The sequence below is a fragment of the Streptomyces sp. NPDC051561 genome (assembly GCF_044454195.1).
In the GTDB taxonomy this organism is placed as follows: domain Bacteria; phylum Actinomycetota; class Actinomycetes; order Streptomycetales; family Streptomycetaceae; genus Streptomyces.
Window position 1 is genome coordinate 487,639 of sequence record NZ_JBITDM010000004.1, and the last position, 17,877, is coordinate 505,515.

A 17,877-nucleotide genomic window follows, 5' to 3' on the forward strand; every position below is an offset into this window, starting at 1 on the left:
TACGCCGCGCAGCACCGCTCCGGGCCCTCCCCGGACCCCGCCGACCGCCCCGCCCGCCTCACTGTGGGCGTCGTCGGAGCGGGCCGGGTCGGCTCCACCCTGGCCGCCGCGCTGCGCCAGGCGGGACACCGCCCGGTGGCCGCGTCCGGCGTCTCGGACGCCTCGGTGCGCAGGGCCGCGACCCTCCTCCCCGACGTCCCGCTGGTCACCCCGGCCGAGGTCTTCGCCCGCGCCGACCTGGTCCTCCTCACCGTCCCTGACGACGCGTTGCCCGGGCTGGTCGAGGGCCTCGCCGAGACCGGCGCGATCCGTCCCGGCCAGCTCGTCGTCCACACCTCGGGCCGGTACGGAACCGGAGTCCTCGCCCCCGCCCTGCGGGCCGGCGCCCTCCCGCTCGCCCTGCACCCCGTGATGACCTTCACCGGCACCTCGGTCGACGTGCAGCGGCTCGCCGGGTGCTCCTTCGGCATCACCGCCCCCGAGGAACTGCGCCTCGCCGCCGAAGCCCTCGTCATCGAGATGGGCGGCGAACCGGAGTGGATCGAGGAGGACGCCCGCCCGCTCTACCACGCGGCCCTCGCCCTCGGCGCGAACCACCTGGTCACCCTGGTCGCCCAGGCCATGGAACTGCTGCGCACCGCGGGCGTCGCCGCCCCCGACCGGATGCTCGGCCCGCTCCTCGGCGCCGCCCTGGACAACGCCCTGCGCTCCGGCGACGCCGCCCTCACCGGCCCGGTCGCCCGCGGCGACGCCGGCACCGTGGCCGCCCATGTCACCGAACTCCGCAAGCACGCCCCGCAGACCGTCGCCGGCTACCTCGCCATGGCCCGCACCACCGCCGACCGCGCCCTCGCACACGGCCTGCTGAAGCCGGAACTGGCGGAGGACCTGCTGGGCGTACTCGCGGAAGGCGACCGGCGATGACCGCCCTCGTCGCCACCTCCGCCGAGCTGGCCGCCCTCCCGCGCACCGGCCGACGTGTCGTCGTCATGACGATGGGCGCCCTGCACGAAGGTCACGCCACCCTGATCCGCACGGCGCGCGCACGCGCCGACCGGGGCGCCACCGCGAAGGCCCCCGGCCAGGTCGTCGTGACCGTCTTCGTGAATCCCCTCCAGTTCGGTGCGGGCGAGGACCTCGACCGGTACCCGCGCACCCTCGACGCCGACCTCAAGATCGCCCAGGAGGCGGGTGCGGACGCCGTGTTCGCCCCGTCCGTCGACGAGGTCTACCCGGGTGGCGAACCCCAGGTCCGGATCACCGCCGGACCCATGGGCGAGCAGCTCGAAGGCGCCATGCGGCCCGGCCACTTCGACGGCATGCTGACCGTCGTCGCCAAGCTGCTGCACCTCACCGCACCCGACGTTGCGCTGTACGGCCAGAAGGACGCCCAGCAACTCGCGCTGATCCGCCGGATGGCCCGCGACCTCAACTTCCCGGTCACCATCGACGGCGTCCCCACCGTCCGCGAGGACGACGGCCTCGCCCTCTCCAGCCGGAACCGGTTCCTCTCCGCCCCCGAGCGCCGCACCGCACTCGCCCTCTCCACCGCCCTGTTCGCCGGCCGCGACCGCCTGGCCGCCCAACAGGCCCTGCACGCACGGGTGCGGGCCCAGCCCGCGGCACCCCGCGCCGAGGCCCTCGCGGCGCTCGGCGAGGAACGCGAGGCGGCCGACGCCCACGCCCTGGAGCGCGCCTCGGGGCCCGCCCCCACCGCCGTACGGGAAGCCGCCCGCGCCGTACTCGAAACGGCCGCCCGCCTCGAACCCCCGCTGCTGCTCGACTACCTGGCCCTGGTCGACCCCGCCGATTTCACCGAGGTCCGCGACGACCACACCGGCGACGCGATCCTCGCCGTCGCCGCCAAGGTCGGCGCGACCCGGCTGATCGACAACCTCCCGCTGACCTTCGGCCCCACCCTCGCCGCCTCCGGCACCCCCGATGTCCCCCAAGGAGCAGACCAGTGACCGGCATACGCCTCGCCGCCCCCGACCCCGGCTGGTCCATCGAAGCCGATGTCGTGGTCGTCGGCTCCGGCGTCGCCGGGCTGACCACCGCACTGCGCTGCACCGCCGCGGGACTCCGTACCGTCGTCGTCACCAAGGCCCGCCTGGACGACGGCTCCACCCGCTGGGCCCAGGGCGGCATCGCCGCGGCGCTCGGCGACGGCGACACCCCCGAGCAGCACCTGGACGACACGCTGGTCGCGGGGGCGGGGCTGTGCGACGAGGAGGCGGTACGTCTCCTGGTGACCGAGGGCCCGGACGCGGTACGCCGGCTGATCGAGACCGGCGCGCACTTCGACACCGATCCGGACTCCGGCGCCATCCAGCTCACCCGCGAGGGCGGGCACCACCGCCGCCGGATCGCGCACGCGGGCGGCGACGCGACCGGCGCGGAGATCTCCCGCGCCCTGGTCGAGGCGGTCCGCTCGCAGGCCGTCGACACCATCGAGAACGCCCTCGTCCTCGACCTCCTCACCGACGCCGAGGGCCGCACCCGCGGCGTCACCCTGCACGTCATGGGCGAGGGCCAGCACGACGGGGTCGGCGCGGTGCACGCCCCCGCCGTCGTCCTCGCCACCGGCGGCATGGGCCAGGTCTTCGCCGCCACCACCAACCCGGCCGTCTCCACCGGCGACGGCGTCGCCCTCGCGCTGCGCGCGGGCGCCGAGGTCTCGGACCTGGAGTTCGTCCAGTTCCACCCGACGGTGCTGTTCCTGGGCGCGGGCGCGGAGGGCCAGCAGCCGCTGGTCTCCGAGGCGGTACGGGGCGAGGGCGCCCACCTGGTCGACGCGGACGGCGTCCGCTTCATGCTCGGGCAGCACGAACTCGCCGAGCTGGCCCCGCGCGACATCGTCGCCAAGGCGATCATGCGCCGGATGCAGGAGCAGGGCGCCGCCCACATGTACCTGGACGCTCGCCACTTCGGCGCCGCCATGTGGGAGTCCCGCTTCCCCACCATCCTGGCCGCCTGCCGCACCCACGGCATCGACCCGATCACCGAACCCATCCCGGTCGCCCCCGCCGCCCACTACGCCTCCGGCGGCATCCGCACCGACCTCCGGGGCCGCACCACCGTCCCCGGCCTCTACGCCTGCGGCGAGACCGCCTGCACCGGCGTCCACGGCGCCAACCGCCTCGCCTCCAACTCCCTCCTGGAGGGCCTGGTCTTCGCCGAACGCATCGCGGACGACATCACCGCCATGCCGCCGCCCCGGCCCGCCCCGACCCATCCCGGTCCGCTCCCCGTCCAGAACCTCGTCGCCCCCGACACCCGCCACCACATCCAGCAGACGATGTCCCAGGGCGCCGGCGTCCTCCGCTCCGCCGCCAGCCTCCAGAGCGCGGCGGACGCCCTGGACGCCGTCCAGCTCAACACCCGTCCGGGCGGCGACAGTCCGGCCAAGCCGACCACCCCCGGCGTCGACGCCTGGGAGACCACCAATCTCCTCTGCGTCTCCCGCGTCCTGGTCACCGCCGCCCAGCACCGCCGGGAAACCCGCGGCTGCCACTGGCGCGAGGACCACCCCGACCGCGACGACGCCACCTGGCACCGCCACCTGGTCCTCCGCCTCACCCCGGACCACGGCCTGCTGGTCCACCGCACCGAGACGGCCGCGTTCCCACCCGTACAGGACCGGGCCGCCGCCCTCCCACCCGTACAGGATCAACCGCACCCCCTCCCGAAGGAGCAGCACCAGTGAGCAGCACCCCCGAAAACCCCCAGCTCCTTCCCCAGGCCGGCGGCTGCGGCGACGCCTGTGGCTGCTCCGGCGCCGCCGAGGGCACCTCCGGCTACCAGGAGGACGGCACCTACGACCTCTCCGACTGCGGCCTCGACCCCCACCTCGCCGAGCTCCTGCTCGACGCCGGACTCGACCCCATCGAGGTCGAGGACATCGCCAACGTCGCGCTCGCCGAGGACCTCGCCCACGGCGTCGACGTCACCACGGTGGCCACCGTCCCCGAAGAGGCCGTGGCCACCGGCGACTTCACCGCCCGCGAGGCCGGTACGGTCGCGGGTCTGCGGATCGCCGAGACCGTCCTGTCCATCGTCTGCACGGACGAGTTCGAGGTCGAGCGCCACGTGGAGGACGGCGACCGGGTCGAGGCCGGCCAGAAGCTCCTCACCGTCACCACCCGCACCCGCGACCTCCTCACCGGCGAACGCAGCGCCCTCAACCTCCTCTGCCGCCTCTCCGGCATCGCCACCGCCACCCGCGCCTGGGCCGACGCCCTGGACGGTACGAAGGCGAAGGTGCGCGACACCCGCAAGACCACCCCGGGCCTGCGCTCCCTGGAGAAGTTCGCGGTGCGCTGCGGCGGCGGCGTCAACCACCGGATGTCGCTCTCCGACGCCGCGCTGGTCAAGGACAACCACGTGGTGGCCGCCGGGGGAGTGGCCCAGGCCTTCAAGCTCGTGCGGGAGCAGTTCCCCGAGCTGGCCATCGAGGTCGAGGTCGACACCCTCGCCCAGGTCACCGAGGTGCTGGACGCGGGCGCCGACCTGATCCTGCTCGACAACTTCACCCCCGAGCAGACCGCCGAGGCCGTCGCCCTGGTCGCGGGCCGCGCCGCCCTGGAGTCCTCCGGCCGCCTCACCCTCGACACCGCCCGCGCCTACGCGGACACCGGCGTCGACTACCTGGCCGTGGGCGCCCTCACCCACTCCTCCCCGATCCTCGACATCGGCCTCGACCTCCGCGAAGCCGAAACGGGGGGCAACGCCTGATGCTCCTCACCATCGATGTCGGCAACACCCACACGGTTCTCGGCCTGTTCGACGGCGAGGAGATCGTCGAGCACTGGCGGATCTCCACCGACGCCCGCCGCACCGCCGACGAACTCGCCGTCCTCCTCCAGGGTCTGATGGGCATGCACCCCATGCTCGGCAACGAACTCGGCGACGGCATCGAGGGCATCGCCATCTGCGCCACCGTCCCCTCCGTCCTGCACGAACTGCGCGAGGTCACCCGCCGCTACTACGGCGACGTCCCCGCCGTCCTGGTCGAACCCGGCGTCAAGACCGGTGTGCCGATCCTGATGGACAACCCCAAGGAGGTCGGCGCCGACCGCATCGTCAACGCCGTCGCCGCCGTCGAGCTCTACGGCGGCCCCGCGGTCGTCGTCGACTTCGGCACCGCCACCACCTTCGACGCGGTCTCCGCCAAGGGCGAGTACGTCGGCGGTGTGATCGCCCCCGGCATCGAGATCTCCGTCGACGCGCTCGGCGTCAGGGGCGCCCAGCTCCGCAAGATCGAACTGGCCCGCCCGCGCAGCGTCATCGGCAAGAACACCGTCGAAGCCATGCAGTCCGGCATCGTCTACGGGTTCGCCGGTCAGGTCGACGGAGTGGTCGCCCGGATGGCCCGCGAACTCTCCCCGGCCGACCCCGAGGACGTCACCGTCATCGCCACCGGCGGCCTCGCCCCGATCATCCTGGGCGAGTCCTCCGCGATCGACGAGCACGAGCCGTGGCTGACGCTGATAGGGCTGCGCCTGGTGTACGAGCGGAACATCGCCCGGATGTAAGGCGGTTGACCGAGCAGGGCCGACGGAAGGTCTCGTACAGTCCATGAACGCACCCCGCACCGCCCTGCTCGGCACCGCCGCCGCCCTCCTGCTCCTCCTGACGGCCTGCGGCGCCACCCCCGACGGCAAACCGCCCACCCCCGACACCCGCACCGGCCAGGCGGATTCGGACGACTGGTGGCGCGTCCCCGCCCTCCTCCACCTCCCGTCCGCGGCCGCCTCCACCGCGTACAACGGCCGCTACCGGGCGGAGTACGTCCAGGTGAGGGGCAGCGACCCGGACCGCGACGTACGCCACGTCTACGACCTGACCCCGCTCAAGGACCGGCTGGAGATCGGCTCCCTGGGCGAGGGCCTGCACTGCACCCGGCAGGGCTACGTCGTCACCTGCCCCTCGCCCCGGTACGGCAACAGCCCCCCGTTCTGGCTGCGGGCCAGGCCCGGCGCCCCGGTCGGCGAAGCGGGCCGCATCGAGCTGAGGATCCAGCGGAAGAACGGCCCGCCCCTGGTCCGTACGACCCAGGTGGTCATCGGCTCCACCCAGTTCCTCAAGAAGCCCCTGCGCAAGTCCCCGGACCAGCGCCCCGGCACCGTGTTCACCCTCAACCCCGCGTTCGCCTACCGCGGCGAGCTGCCGGTCCGTGGCGTCACCGTCCAACTGACCGCGACGACAGCGGACTTCGCCACCCGCCACAGCAACTGCCGTTACGAGAGGCACGCGCCCACCCGGGTCACCGTCGCGGAGTGCGACTTCGGGACCACGGTGACCGACGGCAGCGCCTACCGCCTGCCCGATCCGCTCGGTGCCGTCATCGACCCCGCGGCCAGGGGCGACGACGGGCTGCCCGTCGCCGAAGGCACCCTGACGTACTCGGCCTGGCCGACCGGCGCCCCCGACGAACACCAGGGCCTGAACCCCGACGCCGAGCACGGCGACGGCCCCGCCCTGCGACTGGAGGAGATCACCCCCGGCTCCGGAGGCACGGCCGACGGCTCCGGCTCCGGTGGCACCACGGACCCGGCCGGGCTGACCGAGAAGTCCCGCGGCGGCCTGGCGTTCGCCTCCACCCTCGGCACGGAGGTGCGGGCCGCCGAGCCCGACTACGAGGCGCCCCCGCTCGTCCTCAGGGGCCGGCCCGGGGAGAAGGTCTCGGTGCCGCTGCCCCCGGCGATCGTGCACCGGGGCGGTTACGTCTCCACCCGGCCCCGCCCGCTGCTGCTGATCCTCCCCGAGGGCGTCACCCCGCTGCTGGAGAAGCCGCAGGACCTTCCCTCCGACGCCGGGTACTGCCTGGCTGAGGGGCGGCGCCTCAAGTGCCTCCTGGATCGCAACGACGCCCCGGCCCCCCTGGACGTACGCATCGACCGCCTCGTCCCGGGAGCGAAGGGCCGGGTCGTGCTCCTCGCCGAGGATCCGCGGTCCGGGCAGCACCGGAAGGCCGACGGCAACCCGGCCAACGACACCGCCCCGCTCACGGTGGTGAGCCGGTAGCGGGCGGCAGGGCGCGCCACTGTTACCCCTTTAATGAATATTTGTCCGCTTAGCACTTAAAGTCGCCCCATGCCCACGCCATACGGTTCCCGCGGCGGCATGGCGTTCAGCGCAGACGAACTGCGTGTGCTCCGACGCGCCCTCGCCCTCGCCCTCCGCCCCGCCCCCCTTCCCGCCGACGAGGTACGGGAGTGCCTGCGCCTGGCCGAGTCCGTGGACGAAGCGATCAGTGAGGCGGGCCGGCTGCGCGCCTTCCTGCTCGCCGACCTCGCCCGCTACCGGGAGGCCCTCCCCGGCTCCACCACCGGCTATCTGGAACTCCTCCAGGACGCCCTGGCAGCCGGCTACCGGCCCCAGCCCGACGACCTGGCCGCACTGCGCTCCCTGCGCGAACTCCCGCTCGCCGCCGCCCTGCTGGTCCGCTGCCAGGGCATCGCGGAACGTTCGGTACGGGCCAGGCTCGCCCGTACGACATCGAGCACACCCGCCGCCGCGGCCCCCGCCACACCCGCCCCGCGCACCCGGCTCACCGCCCTGCCCGGCGGCCTCTCGGCCACCGGCCCGGCCCCCAGGAAGCCGGCTCCGGCCGACGGCCCGCCCCGGGAGCGCCCGATGCCCAAGCCCTCCGAGGCCTTCCCGCCCCGCAAGCGGCCCGCACCGCCCGCACCGCCCGCGCCCCCGGGGGAGCGAAGGGAAGCGAGCTAGCTACTCTGGGGGCATGGACTACGTTTCCGCGCTCGTGCCCCCGGTGGTGATGGCCGCCTTCTTCATCGCCCTCATCGTGGTGATCGTCAAGACGCAGGGTGGCTCCAACAAGGCCAAGGAAGACGCCTACCTGGACGCCCAGGAAGCGAAGCGCTCCGAAAGCGCCTGAGGAAGCCCGAGGAAGAGCGTCCGAGGAAGAGCGCCCGAGAACGGCGGGAAGGGGCGCGTGGACCGGTAAATACACCGGACCACGCGCCCCTTCTTTAATAACAGCCCATTCCGGATATCTCACACTAAGGTGACGCTGTGCCACGCCGATTGGGAGAGCTGGAAGACGCCGTCATGACACGCGTGTGGCAGTGGAACCGCCCGGTCACCGTGCGGGAAGTCCTTGAAGATCTTCAGAAGGACCGTTCCATCGCCTACACCACCGTGATGACCGTTATGGACAATCTCCATCAGAAGGGCTGGGTGCGCAGGGAAGTCGACGGCCGGGCATATCGATATACCTCGGTCTCGACCCGCGCCGCCTACTCGGCCGCACTGATGAACGAAGCCTGGTCGACCAGTGACAACCCCGCCGCCGCACTTGTCGCGTTCTTCGGCATGATGTCCGCGGAGCAGCGCGAAGCACTTCAGGACGCGATGCGCGTCGTGCGGCGCGACGACCCGGAAGAAGCGGAAGTCCCCACCGAAGTCCGGCCCGAAGTCCTGCCCGAAGTCCCCGCAGAAGTGGCGGTCGAAGTCCCCGGTGACGATGAGAAGCCTCCGGGGCGATAGCGTCCGGACATGGCCCCAGATCGTATTGCCTCGGCAAAAGCCATCACCGTCCGGCGGGCACGCACCAGCGATGTGCCGTCCATCCGCGCTCTCGTGGACACCTACGCGCGCAGCCGCATCCTGCTCGACAAAGCGAACGTGACGCTTTACGAGGACATCCAGGAGTTCTGGGTCGCGGAACGCGACGACGACGCCAGGGTGGTCGGCTGCGGCGCGCTGCACATCATGTGGGAAGACCTCGCCGAAGTGCGCACTCTCGCGGTCGACCCCGGGTTGAAGGGCGCCGGAGTCGGTCACCAGGTCCTGGACAAACTTCTGCAGACCGCCCGCTGGATCGGAGTGCGCCGGGTATTCTGCCTGACCTTCGAAGTGCAGTTCTTCGTGAAGCACGGCTTCGTGGAGATCGGCGAGGCGCCCGTGGACGGAGATGTCTACAGCGAGCTGCTGCGTTCCTATGACGAGGGCGTAGCAGAGTTCCTCGGTCTCGAACGAGTGAAGCCGAACACCCTCGGCAACAGCCGGATGCTTCTGCACCTCTGAAACGGCTGTAAGTCGAGTAACCCTATGTCCGAATCGCGCACGTTTCCCGTGTTCTCGGGGTACTGAACCTGCGACAGGGGTTTGTGTTTTCCCCGGAAAAGCGGTTTCCTTTCCGCGTACTGCATTTTCGATGAAAGGAAATCCGGTGGCACAGAAGGTTCAGGTCCTTCTTGTTGACGACCTCGACGGCGTCGAGGCGAACGAGACGGTGACGTTCGCTCTGGACGGCAAGACCTATGAGATCGACCTCACCACCGCGAACGCGGAGAAGCTCCGCGGGCTGCTCGACCCGTACACCAAGAACGGCCGTCGCACCGGTGGCCGTGCGGCCGGGCGCGGCAAGGCCCGTACCGTTTCCGGTGGCGGTCAGAACACTGCGGAGATCCGTAAGTGGGCCAAGGAGAACGGCCACGACGTGAACGACCGCGGCCGTGTCCCGGCATCCGTGCGCGAGGCCTACGAGAAGGCCAACGGCTGAGACTGCCGCTTTTTTGACAGTGCCGTATTCGTGTTGAGGGCTGATCCGATCAACCGGTCCCGGTGGCATTCCGTCGCCGCCGCGGCCAGCAGGCGTACGAGATCGGGGGCGGACCCACGGCCTCCGATTCCGCTGCCGCCGAATCCGGTGAATGCGGGAAGTTCCCTTTCGCCCGCCGGTGCGGGGGGTCGCAGCCAGATTGCGGCCCCGCCCGCGCGTACAGCACCGGAGAGCACAGCGGCGGACGGCGCGGAACCGGACGGCACGGCACCGGCCGACGCCGTTCCGGGCGGGGCGGGGGCGGCGATCAGGCCGCCGGGCCCGACCGCCCGCAGATCCAGCCCTACCGAGCCCCACTCCAGCCACTCAAGGAGTCCGGGCACCTCCTCCGCACTCCCCGCGGCCACCAGGAACCGCATCCGCCGCCCGAGCAGCGCGACCGGCCCCGTCGGTCCGGCTCTCCGCAGTACGGCACGACCCGCGGCGGCCGGCAGTTCCAGCACGTCGAACCGGATTCCGGTGCGCAGCAGAAGAGGTTCGCCGGGAGCGGTGACCACGGGCCAGCCGAGCTCGTCTTCGTACCAGGAGACCCACCGCGCGACGTCACCGTCGGGTGGCGGCAGCCGGGGAGGGGGAACGGTGAGGGGCATGACCGGAGAAACGTGCCGTCGCAGCGGTGGTTACGCTGCGTCGGTAGATGGCTGCGTTCCGTGCCGAATTGGGGGCGTACGGGTGCATCCGGTGGCGCAAGGATGTTCGCCCGTAGCTGAGGGAACCGGCGTGCGCCGCATGGAGTGTCAGTCCTTACGGGTAAGACAGTCCTAGTGGGGAGGGGCGACACGCATCCCGAGCGGTCCCACGTTCGCCATCGGCGTAGTGGCGATAGGGGTAACTGCTTGGCCTGCGGGAACATCGTCTCGCACCATCGAGTTGTGGAAGTAGTCGGCTGTTCGGGCCGGGAGGCAAGAACGGGTGTCGGCAGTTGGAATGAGCTGTCCCGCCCTGCGGGACTAGCATGCGGAAGGACAGGGAGGGGACCGACCCCTTAACTGCCCGACCGCTCTGAGGAGCGAATAACGATGTTCGAGAGGTTCACCGACCGCGCGCGGCGGGTTGTCGTCCTGGCTCAGGAAGAAGCCCGGATGCTCAACCACAACTACATCGGCACCGAGCACATCCTCCTGGGTTTGATCCACGAGGGTGAGGGTGTCGCCGCTAAGGCCCTGGAGAGCCTCGGCATTTCGCTTGAGGCGGTTCGCCAGCAGGTCGAGGAGATCATCGGTCAGGGTCAGCAGGCTCCGTCCGGTCACATTCCCTTCACCCCGCGTGCCAAGAAGGTCCTGGAGCTGTCGCTCCGCGAGGCCCTCCAGCTCGGCCACAACTACATCGGCACCGAGCACATCCTGCTCGGCCTGATTCGCGAGGGCGAGGGCGTCGCAGCCCAGGTCCTGGTGAAGCTGGGCGCCGATCTCAACCGGGTCCGGCAGCAGGTCATCCAGCTGCTCTCCGGCTACCAGGGCAAGGAGACCGCCGCAGCAGGCGGACCTGCCGAGGGCACGCCCTCGACGTCCCTGGTGCTCGACCAGTTCGGCCGGAACCTCACCCAGGCCGCTCGTGAGTCCAAGCTCGACCCGGTCATCGGGCGCGAGAAGGAGATCGAGCGGGTCATGCAGGTGCTGTCCCGCCGTACCAAGAACAACCCGGTCCTCATCGGCGAGCCCGGCGTCGGCAAGACCGCCGTCGTCGAAGGCCTGGCGCAGGCCATCGTCAAGGGCGAGGTGCCCGAGACCCTCAAGGACAAGCACCTCTACACCCTCGACCTCGGTGCGCTCGTCGCCGGTTCCCGCTACCGCGGTGACTTCGAGGAGCGGCTGAAGAAGGTCCTCAAGGAGATCCGCACCCGCGGCGACATCATCCTGTTCATCGACGAGCTGCACACGCTCGTGGGTGCGGGTGCCGCAGAGGGCGCGATCGACGCGGCTTCGATCCTGAAGCCGATGCTGGCCCGTGGTGAGCTCCAGACCATCGGTGCCACCACCCTCGACGAGTACCGCAAGCACCTGGAGAAGGACGCCGCTCTTGAGCGCCGCTTCCAGCCGATCCAGGTCGCGGAGCCCTCGCTCCAGCACACCATCGAGATCCTCAAGGGCCTGCGCGACCGGTACGAGGCCCACCACCGCGTCTCCATCACGGACGAGGCCCTCGTCCAGGCGGCGACGCTGGCGGACCGCTACATCTCGGACCGCTTCCTGCCCGACAAGGCGATCGACCTGATCGACGAAGCGGGCTCCCGAATGCGCATCCGCCGGATGACCGCGCCGCCGGACCTCCGCGAGTTCGACGAGAAGATCGCCAATGTCCGCAGGGACAAGGAGTCGGCGATCGACTCGCAGGACTTCGAGAAGGCCGCCTCCCTCCGCGACAAGGAGAAGCAGCTCCTCGCCGCGAAGGCCAAGCGGGAGAAGGAGTGGAAGGCCGGCGACATGGACGTCGTCGCCGAGGTCGACGGCGAGCTGATCGCCGAGGTCCTGGCGACCGCGACCGGCATCCCGGTCTTCAAGCTGACCGAGGAGGAGTCGTCGCGGCTGCTCCGCATGGAGGACGAGCTGCACAAGCGCGTCATCGGCCAGAAGGACGCCATCAAGGCGCTCTCCCAGGCGATCCGGCGTACCCGTGCAGGCCTCAAGGACCCGAAGCGTCCCGGTGGCTCGTTCATCTTCGCCGGCCCCTCGGGTGTCGGTAAGACCGAGCTCTCCAAGACGCTCGCCGAGTTCCTCTTCGGTGACGAGGACGCGCTGATCTCCCTCGACATGTCGGAGTTCAGCGAGAAGCACACGGTCTCGCGTCTCTTCGGTTCGCCCCCCGGCTACGTGGGCTACGAAGAGGGTGGCCAGCTCACCGAGAAGGTCCGTCGCAAGCCGTTCTCCGTCGTCCTCTTCGACGAGGTGGAGAAGGCCCACCCGGACATCTTCAACTCCCTGCTCCAGATCCTGGAGGACGGTCGCCTGACCGACTCCCAGGGCCGGGTCGTGGACTTCAAGAACACCGTCATCATCATGACGACCAACCTCGGCACCCGGGACATCTCCAAGGGCTTCAACCTGGGCTTCGCCGCCCAGGGCGACGTCAAGACCGGGTACGAGCGGATGAAGAACAAGGTCAACGAAGAGCTGAAGCAGCACTTCCGCCCCGAGTTCCTCAACCGTGTCGATGACACCGTGGTCTTCCACCAGCTGACCGAGGAAGACATCATCCAGATCGTCGACCTCATGATCAACAAGGTGGACGAGCGGCTGAAGGACCGCGACATGGGCATCGAGCTGAGCTCGGACGCCAAGTCGCTGCTCGCCAAGAAGGGGTACGACCCCGTGATGGGCGCCCGGCCGCTGCGCCGGACGATCCAGCGCGAGATCGAGGACATCCTCTCGGAGAAGATCCTCTTCGGTGAACTGCGCGCCGGCCACATCGTGGTCGTCGGCACCGAGGGCGAGGGTGACGCCAAGGCGTTCACCTTCCGCGGCGAGGAGAAGACGGCACTGCCGGACGTCCCGCCGATCGAGCAGGCGGCCGGTGGCAACGGGCCGAACATGACGAAGGACGCGTAACGCCTGGCGCTTGCGCCGAGGTGAGCGTGTGAGGGGCCGTCCCCGGAAACCCAAGGGTTTCCGGGGACGGCCCCTCACTGCTGCTGTTGCCGGATCTCGGCGAGCAGGGCGGCGAGGTCGTTGTCGGCGTAGGTGCCGCTCAGGCTGACCACCTCGTGCAGCTCCGGCAGCGCGAGAAGCTGCGCCAGCTGCTCGGCCGTGCTCACCGTGAGCTCGTACGGTGCGGTCGCGAGCCGGGCAAGTACGTCGCGGGCGTACGTAGCGACGGGAAATGAGCTCCAGGCATCCGCGAGGGCCTGGGCGACCTCCTCCTCGTTCGCCAGCGGGGCGAGCCGGGCCGCGTACGCGAAGGCCTCGGGACCGCCGATCCGGCTGAGCATGCGGACCGTGTAGTGGGCCTGGGCCGTGCTCAGCGCGTCCGGAGCGGGCAGCAGCGGGACCACGAACGCACCCAGCCGGGCGAGCTGGGCGGCGTGATCGATTCCGACGGGCGGGACAACGGTGCGCACCAGGTTGCGGACGTGGCGGGCCAGCGTCTCGTCGAGCCAGGTGGCGTGCTGGGCGCACAGGGCGGTGAGGACCGGGCGGGGGACTTCGAGTGCCAGGAGGCCGGTGACCAGGTGGTGGAGTTCACGGCGGTTGCAGTGGCCGGCCGCGAGGAGGACGACGTCTTCCCACTGCGGGTTGTCCGCGCGCTTGAGGAGTTCCGCGAGGTGGTCCCCCTCGATGAATTCCTTCGCGGCCAGGAAGTCCTGGAACGTGCGGTGGGTGAATTGGAGGAAGCCGTCGGTACGTTCCTGGACGAGTCCGGTCCGGTTCACCAGGTGGGTGAGGATGGCGTCGGAGTCGCCCTGGGCGCGGACGCGTTCCATCCCCGCCAGGGCGGGTTGGAGCTGGCGTACCGCCTGGAGGCGGGTGAATTCCGTCTGGCCGCCACGAACCTGCCAGATCGCTATCCGCTGGAGCAACTGGGTGTGTTCCTCGATGGTCATGTCGATGCCCTCGGGACTGCCGACCCTGCGGCGTTTGTCGCGGTTGCCGAGAAGCATGTGCAGGGCGGACTGGTAGAGGGCCCAGCGCGTTTCGGGGAGGAATCCCTGGCGGGCGCGGTGCACGGCGCAGATCACCGCGCACAGCAGGGGAGTGCGAGCGAGGTCGGCGAGGGCCGGATTCTGCCGGAACTGGTGGGAGAGGTCCCGTTCCAGGTCGTCCAGGTCCTCGTGCGCGTCCCGACCGAGCCGGGCGGACCTGTGCCAGGCGGAGACAAAGGACTGGATGTCTTCGTTCCGCATGGGGAGAAGGCGTAATTCTTCGAACTCCTCGGAAGCGAGCCAGTCCGGGTCCACGGCCAGTGGGCGGGAGGTGACGACGCAGCGGTTGTCCGGGTAGCGGGCCAGCAGGTCGGCGAGCCAGGCATGGGCGTCCTCGCGGTCGTCCTGGGAGACCTCGTCGAGGCCGTCCACCAGGATGAGCGCCCGGCCCGCCTTGAGGACCCGGCCCGCCCAGCCGTCCGGGGCCTCGTCGACCATCAGGCGCGAGGCGGCGGGGAGTTGGGCCGGAGTGGGGAAGGTGCGGCCCTGGGCGCGGAGGGTGCGCAGCGGGATCACGTACGGTACGAGGCCGTTGAGGCCGGCGAGTTGGGGGCCGAGGGTGCCGGCGGCCGCGTGCGCGGCGAGCCACCAGACGAGCGTGGTCTTGCCCGCACCCGCGTCGCCCCTCAGCAGCACCCGGGGGCGGGAGGTGAGAAGGTCGTCGATGCGCCGTGCGGACGGCTCGCTGCCCTTCGCGGCCTGCGCCTCAAGGGGCAGGTAGGCGGTGTCCAGGTCCCATTCGGTGTCATGCTTGCCGAGTTCGTCGAGGCCGAAGATCTTGGTCTTGCGGTAGGCGGTGCGCAGGGCGAGAGCGTAGTCGCGCTCGTGGGGCCCGTCCTCGGGGTGCGAGCCGGTGATCCTCTCCAGTCGCTGAGGGACGGGGTTGTCCGGGCCGTAGACGCGGTGCAGCTCCTCCGTGATCAGGGAGACCGGGACGCAGGTCGCGCGGCGAAGGCCACGGCCACGGGGTATCGCCTTGACGAGGCCGAGCAGATTGCCGCCGGAGAACACCGGGGCGCCGGAGAGGCCCGCCAGCGGATGGGGGCCGTCCTCCCGCTCCGAGGCCGGCGGGCGGTCGAACTCGAAGACCAGGTCGCGCCGGATCAGACTGGCGGCCGGCAGCACGCTCCCCGTGTAGTGGTCGCTGTCCAGCTTCTCCCCGTCGTACCGCCCGACGTCGGGGAATCCGAAGACCTCGCAGTTCGGGAGCGCGCGGGAGGTGCCCGGGACGCCCAGCCGGACGCCCTTGCTCCTCCACGGCACGGCGGGGCCGACCGCGATCAGCAGGGCGGCATCGACACCGGAGTGGGACCAGAGGATTTCGTACTCCTGAGTGCCCTGGTGACCGGGCCGCGCGACGGTCACGGTGTTCGTTCCCCTGACCACATGCGCGCAGGTGAGGACGTAACCCCCGTCCAGGAGTACGCCGGTGCCCTGCCGCTCGCCCAGCACCGCGACGATGCCCGGCGCGAATTCGGAGTCCACGATGCCTCGCCGCCTACTCCGCCTCGCCGAACCCGCTCACATCGCCCGGCCGGAGGTTGCCGACGTCCGGCGCCGCCCCCGTCGCCCGCACCTTCGGCTTCAGCGTCAGTGACACCTTGTGGGTCCTGCCCGTCGACCGTGCCGCGTCCGCCCCCGCCTCCACCACCCACGCCTTCACCTTCAGGCCGCCCTTGACCTCCTTGCGGAGTTCGACCGTGAACTCCATCTGGATGTCGCCGACCGTGAAGGTGATGTCCTTGCCGGCCGCGCGCGCGGAGGCGGCGAGGAGTTGGTTGCGGACGGACTCCACCGCGTCCGCCAGCTCGATCCCGTCGAATGCGTGCGTGTCGTCAGCCATGGCCGAACCCCCTGTGCGAAGTGAACTACCCACCTCTACAACGGAGTTTGGTCCGCTCCCGGTTCCCACCGCAAACATTCGGCTTCACGCATGCACAATCCGCACCACCGTCACCACCAGCACCGCCGCACTCACGTAGTAGACGACGACCGCCCCGCCCGCGACCCCCTGGCGGCGGTCCTTCTCGCCCTTGACCTCTCTGGTGTCCTGGCCGTACGGGTCGCGGGCCAGGGCTCGCATCGAGTATTCGAAGCGCTGGCGGAGGTCGGGGTGCATCGCGTGGCGGGCCGTCTCGGCTGCCGGGGCGTACTGAATGCGGAGGCGGCTCATGAGGCTTCCGGACGGGGGTCGGGGCCGGGGCGCGGCTCGTCGGGGGAGGCGGCCACACAGTCGGAGAAGTCGCCGGTCGCGAGGCGGGCGAAGACCGCCTCGTCCTCCTCGGCGGCGTCCGTCGGGGCGAGCGCCCAGCGGGCCAGGACTAAGGGGAGGTCGAGGGCAGGGGTGCGGGCGATCTCGGCATCCAGGTCGGCGGCCTGGGCCGCGGTGAGGGCGGCGCGGATGGTGGGGAGCGTGGCGGGGAGGTCGATCCGGCGGCCGCTGACGACCGTGTGCCAGGTGACCTCGGGATTGCCGCCGCCGTGCGACGCGCCGTCGTGGTGATCCCTGCCGCTCCTGTACGAACGGTCCTCGCCCATACGGTTCCCCTCCCGCCCGGCCACAGCCCTGCGCCACCACGGTACGCCGACGCCCCTCATGCGGTTGAGACTTGCGCACGAGGAACGAACGGTCGAGGGGATTGGCGGTGAGTCGCTCGTACGAGTGGTCGAGGGGTGTCGAATTGACGCCCGAGGGGTCCCGGTGGAGGCTTCACGGCCCCCGCCCGTGACAAGGCGCACAGACCATTTGCCGCCTACTAGCCGCAATAGTGGGGCGTGAGGGACCTTTCGCGGGACCTTGGTCGAGGGGGTGGCCGGGACCTGCGGCCCGGTGGGAAGGGGCCGGGCGGGCCGGGGCCGGATGTCCGATTAGAGCCGATCTGGCGTGGGGCTAAACCCGTCCCGTACAAGATCTTTAGGTACGTCGACGGAGTCCGTCCGGGGCGTCAAGGGGCGGATTCCCCCCGCCGCCCCTACGAGGGCACCTAGTAGCGAGGTGGTTTGGGCTGCCGACGGGGCCGGGTTACCAATGTGGAGCAAGCCCGGCGAACCCGCCGGGTTCACGTATCTCCGGAGGTATCGCCCGTATGCCGAAGCGCGCCCTGTCCCGCCGATTCCGTACCGCACTCGTCGCCGCCACCCTCGGCGCGACGGCAGCGGCCGGAACCGGGACCGCCTTCGCCGCCGCGACCGCCGCCCCCGCCAAGGCCCCGCAGAAGAAGGCCGCCAAGTCGTGGGCCAAGCCCGTGCAGGGCTACGCGCTCTCCGCCACCTACGGCAAGGGCGGCGGCATGTGGGCGCACAAGCACTCCGGCCAGGACTTCGCCGTGCCGATCGGCACCAAGGTGAAGGCCGCCGCGGCCGGCACCGTCGTCAAGGCGGGCTCCAACGGTGCCGGCGACGGCCCCGCGTACGGCAACGCCGTCGTCGTACGGCACGCCGACCACACGTACTCCCAGTACGCCCACCTCTCGCGCGTCCAGGTCAACGTCGGCCAGCACGTCTCCGCGGGCCAGCAGATAGCCCTCTCCGGCAACACCGGGAACTCCTCGGGCCCGCACCTGCACTTCGAGATCCGCACCACCGCGAACTACGGCTCCGCCATCAACCCGGTCTCCTACCTGCGCTCGGTGGGCGTGAGCGTCTGAGAACC

At 70.8% G+C, this 17,877-nt stretch carries 18 protein-coding genes; 13 read left to right on the forward strand and 5 right to left on the reverse strand.

Annotation, left to right across the window (positions count from 1 at the left end; genetic code table 11):
- The first annotated feature begins 63 nt into the window (after positions 1-63).
- The 11 genes from ACIA73_RS13255 (at position 64) to ACIA73_RS13305 (ending at position 9,529) form a co-directional block, all read left to right on the forward strand.
- On the forward strand, positions 64-924 hold the full coding sequence (locus ACIA73_RS13255; RefSeq protein WP_399438599.1) for a Rossmann-like and DUF2520 domain-containing protein: 861 nt from the start codon (positions 64-66) through the stop codon (positions 922-924).
- Positions 921-1,967, forward strand: coding sequence for a pantoate--beta-alanine ligase (gene panC, locus ACIA73_RS13260; protein WP_399438534.1), 1,047 nt, complete (start codon positions 921-923; stop codon positions 1,965-1,967). The genes ACIA73_RS13255 and panC overlap by 4 nt, the downstream gene beginning before the upstream one ends.
- Positions 1,964-3,706: an L-aspartate oxidase gene (locus tag ACIA73_RS13265; RefSeq protein ID WP_399438535.1), complete on the forward strand. Its 1,743-nt coding sequence runs from the start codon at positions 1,964-1,966 to the stop codon at positions 3,704-3,706. The genes panC and ACIA73_RS13265 overlap by 4 nt, the downstream gene beginning before the upstream one ends.
- Positions 3,703-4,734 (forward strand): carboxylating nicotinate-nucleotide diphosphorylase, encoded by a 1,032-nt coding sequence (nadC, locus tag ACIA73_RS13270; RefSeq protein ID WP_399438536.1) that lies wholly within the window; start codon positions 3,703-3,705, stop codon positions 4,732-4,734. Before ACIA73_RS13265 ends, nadC begins: the two co-directional genes overlap by 4 nt.
- Positions 4,734-5,534: a type III pantothenate kinase gene (locus ACIA73_RS13275; protein ID WP_399438537.1), complete on the forward strand. Its 801-nt coding sequence runs from the start codon at positions 4,734-4,736 to the stop codon at positions 5,532-5,534. The genes nadC and ACIA73_RS13275 overlap by 1 nt, the downstream gene beginning before the upstream one ends.
- A 43-nt stretch (positions 5,535-5,577) precedes the next feature.
- Positions 5,578-7,026, forward strand: coding sequence for a hypothetical protein (locus ACIA73_RS13280; RefSeq protein WP_399438538.1), 1,449 nt, complete (start codon positions 5,578-5,580; stop codon positions 7,024-7,026).
- A gap of 99 nt (positions 7,027-7,125) precedes the next feature.
- Positions 7,126-7,731 (forward strand): hypothetical protein, encoded by a 606-nt coding sequence (locus ACIA73_RS13285; RefSeq protein WP_399438600.1) that lies wholly within the window; start codon positions 7,126-7,128, stop codon positions 7,729-7,731.
- A gap of 13 nt (positions 7,732-7,744) precedes the next feature.
- Entirely contained in the window at positions 7,745-7,900 is a 156-nt protein-coding gene (locus ACIA73_RS13290; protein WP_399438539.1) for a hypothetical protein, read from the forward strand.
- A 137-nt stretch (positions 7,901-8,037) separates the two neighbouring features.
- Positions 8,038-8,511: a BlaI/MecI/CopY family transcriptional regulator gene (locus ACIA73_RS13295; protein WP_399438540.1), complete on the forward strand. Its 474-nt coding sequence runs from the start codon at positions 8,038-8,040 to the stop codon at positions 8,509-8,511.
- A 9-nt stretch (positions 8,512-8,520) separates the two neighbouring features.
- The gene (locus tag ACIA73_RS13300; protein WP_399438541.1) at positions 8,521-9,051 is read left to right on the forward strand and encodes an amino-acid N-acetyltransferase; all 531 of its coding nucleotides are present in this window, start codon (positions 8,521-8,523) and stop codon (positions 9,049-9,051) included.
- A 145-nt stretch (positions 9,052-9,196) separates the two neighbouring features.
- Positions 9,197-9,529 (forward strand): Lsr2 family protein, encoded by a 333-nt coding sequence (locus tag ACIA73_RS13305; RefSeq protein WP_399438542.1) that lies wholly within the window; start codon positions 9,197-9,199, stop codon positions 9,527-9,529.
- On the opposite strand, the gene ACIA73_RS13310 is transcribed toward ACIA73_RS13305, so the two are convergent.
- Positions 9,508-10,179 (reverse strand): SCO3374 family protein, encoded by a 672-nt coding sequence (locus tag ACIA73_RS13310; protein WP_399438543.1) that lies wholly within the window; start codon positions 10,177-10,179, stop codon positions 9,508-9,510. The genes ACIA73_RS13305 and ACIA73_RS13310 overlap by 22 nt on opposite strands.
- 429 nt (positions 10,180-10,608) lie before the next feature.
- Between ACIA73_RS13310 and ACIA73_RS13315 the strand changes: the two genes are divergently transcribed.
- Positions 10,609-13,134: an ATP-dependent Clp protease ATP-binding subunit gene (locus tag ACIA73_RS13315; RefSeq protein WP_399438544.1), complete on the forward strand. Its 2,526-nt coding sequence runs from the start codon at positions 10,609-10,611 to the stop codon at positions 13,132-13,134.
- 74 nt (positions 13,135-13,208) lie between these two features.
- Here ACIA73_RS13315 and ACIA73_RS13320 read toward each other — a convergent pair whose 3' ends face one another.
- The 4 genes from ACIA73_RS13320 to ACIA73_RS13335 all read right to left on the reverse strand — a co-directional run bounded on the left by ACIA73_RS13320 (position 13,209) and on the right by ACIA73_RS13335 (position 16,763).
- Positions 13,209-15,710, reverse strand: coding sequence for an NACHT domain-containing protein (locus tag ACIA73_RS13320; RefSeq protein WP_399438545.1), 2,502 nt, complete (start codon positions 15,708-15,710; stop codon positions 13,209-13,211).
- A 13-nt stretch (positions 15,711-15,723) separates the two neighbouring features.
- The gene (locus ACIA73_RS13325; RefSeq protein ID WP_399438546.1) at positions 15,724-16,068 is read right to left on the reverse strand and encodes a trypco2 family protein; all 345 of its coding nucleotides are present in this window, start codon (positions 16,066-16,068) and stop codon (positions 15,724-15,726) included.
- Positions 16,069-16,152: 84 nt separating this feature from the next.
- Positions 16,153-16,398, reverse strand: coding sequence for a hypothetical protein (locus ACIA73_RS13330; RefSeq protein WP_399438547.1), 246 nt, complete (start codon positions 16,396-16,398; stop codon positions 16,153-16,155).
- Positions 16,395-16,763, reverse strand: coding sequence for a hypothetical protein (locus tag ACIA73_RS13335; RefSeq protein WP_399438548.1), 369 nt, complete (start codon positions 16,761-16,763; stop codon positions 16,395-16,397). Before ACIA73_RS13335 ends, ACIA73_RS13330 begins: the two co-directional genes overlap by 4 nt.
- A 548-nt stretch (positions 16,764-17,311) precedes the next feature.
- Here ACIA73_RS13335 and ACIA73_RS13340 point away from each other — a divergent pair.
- Positions 17,312-17,872, forward strand: coding sequence for a M23 family metallopeptidase (locus ACIA73_RS13340; RefSeq protein ID WP_399438549.1), 561 nt, complete (start codon positions 17,312-17,314; stop codon positions 17,870-17,872).
- Positions 17,873-17,877 lie beyond the last annotated feature (5 nt).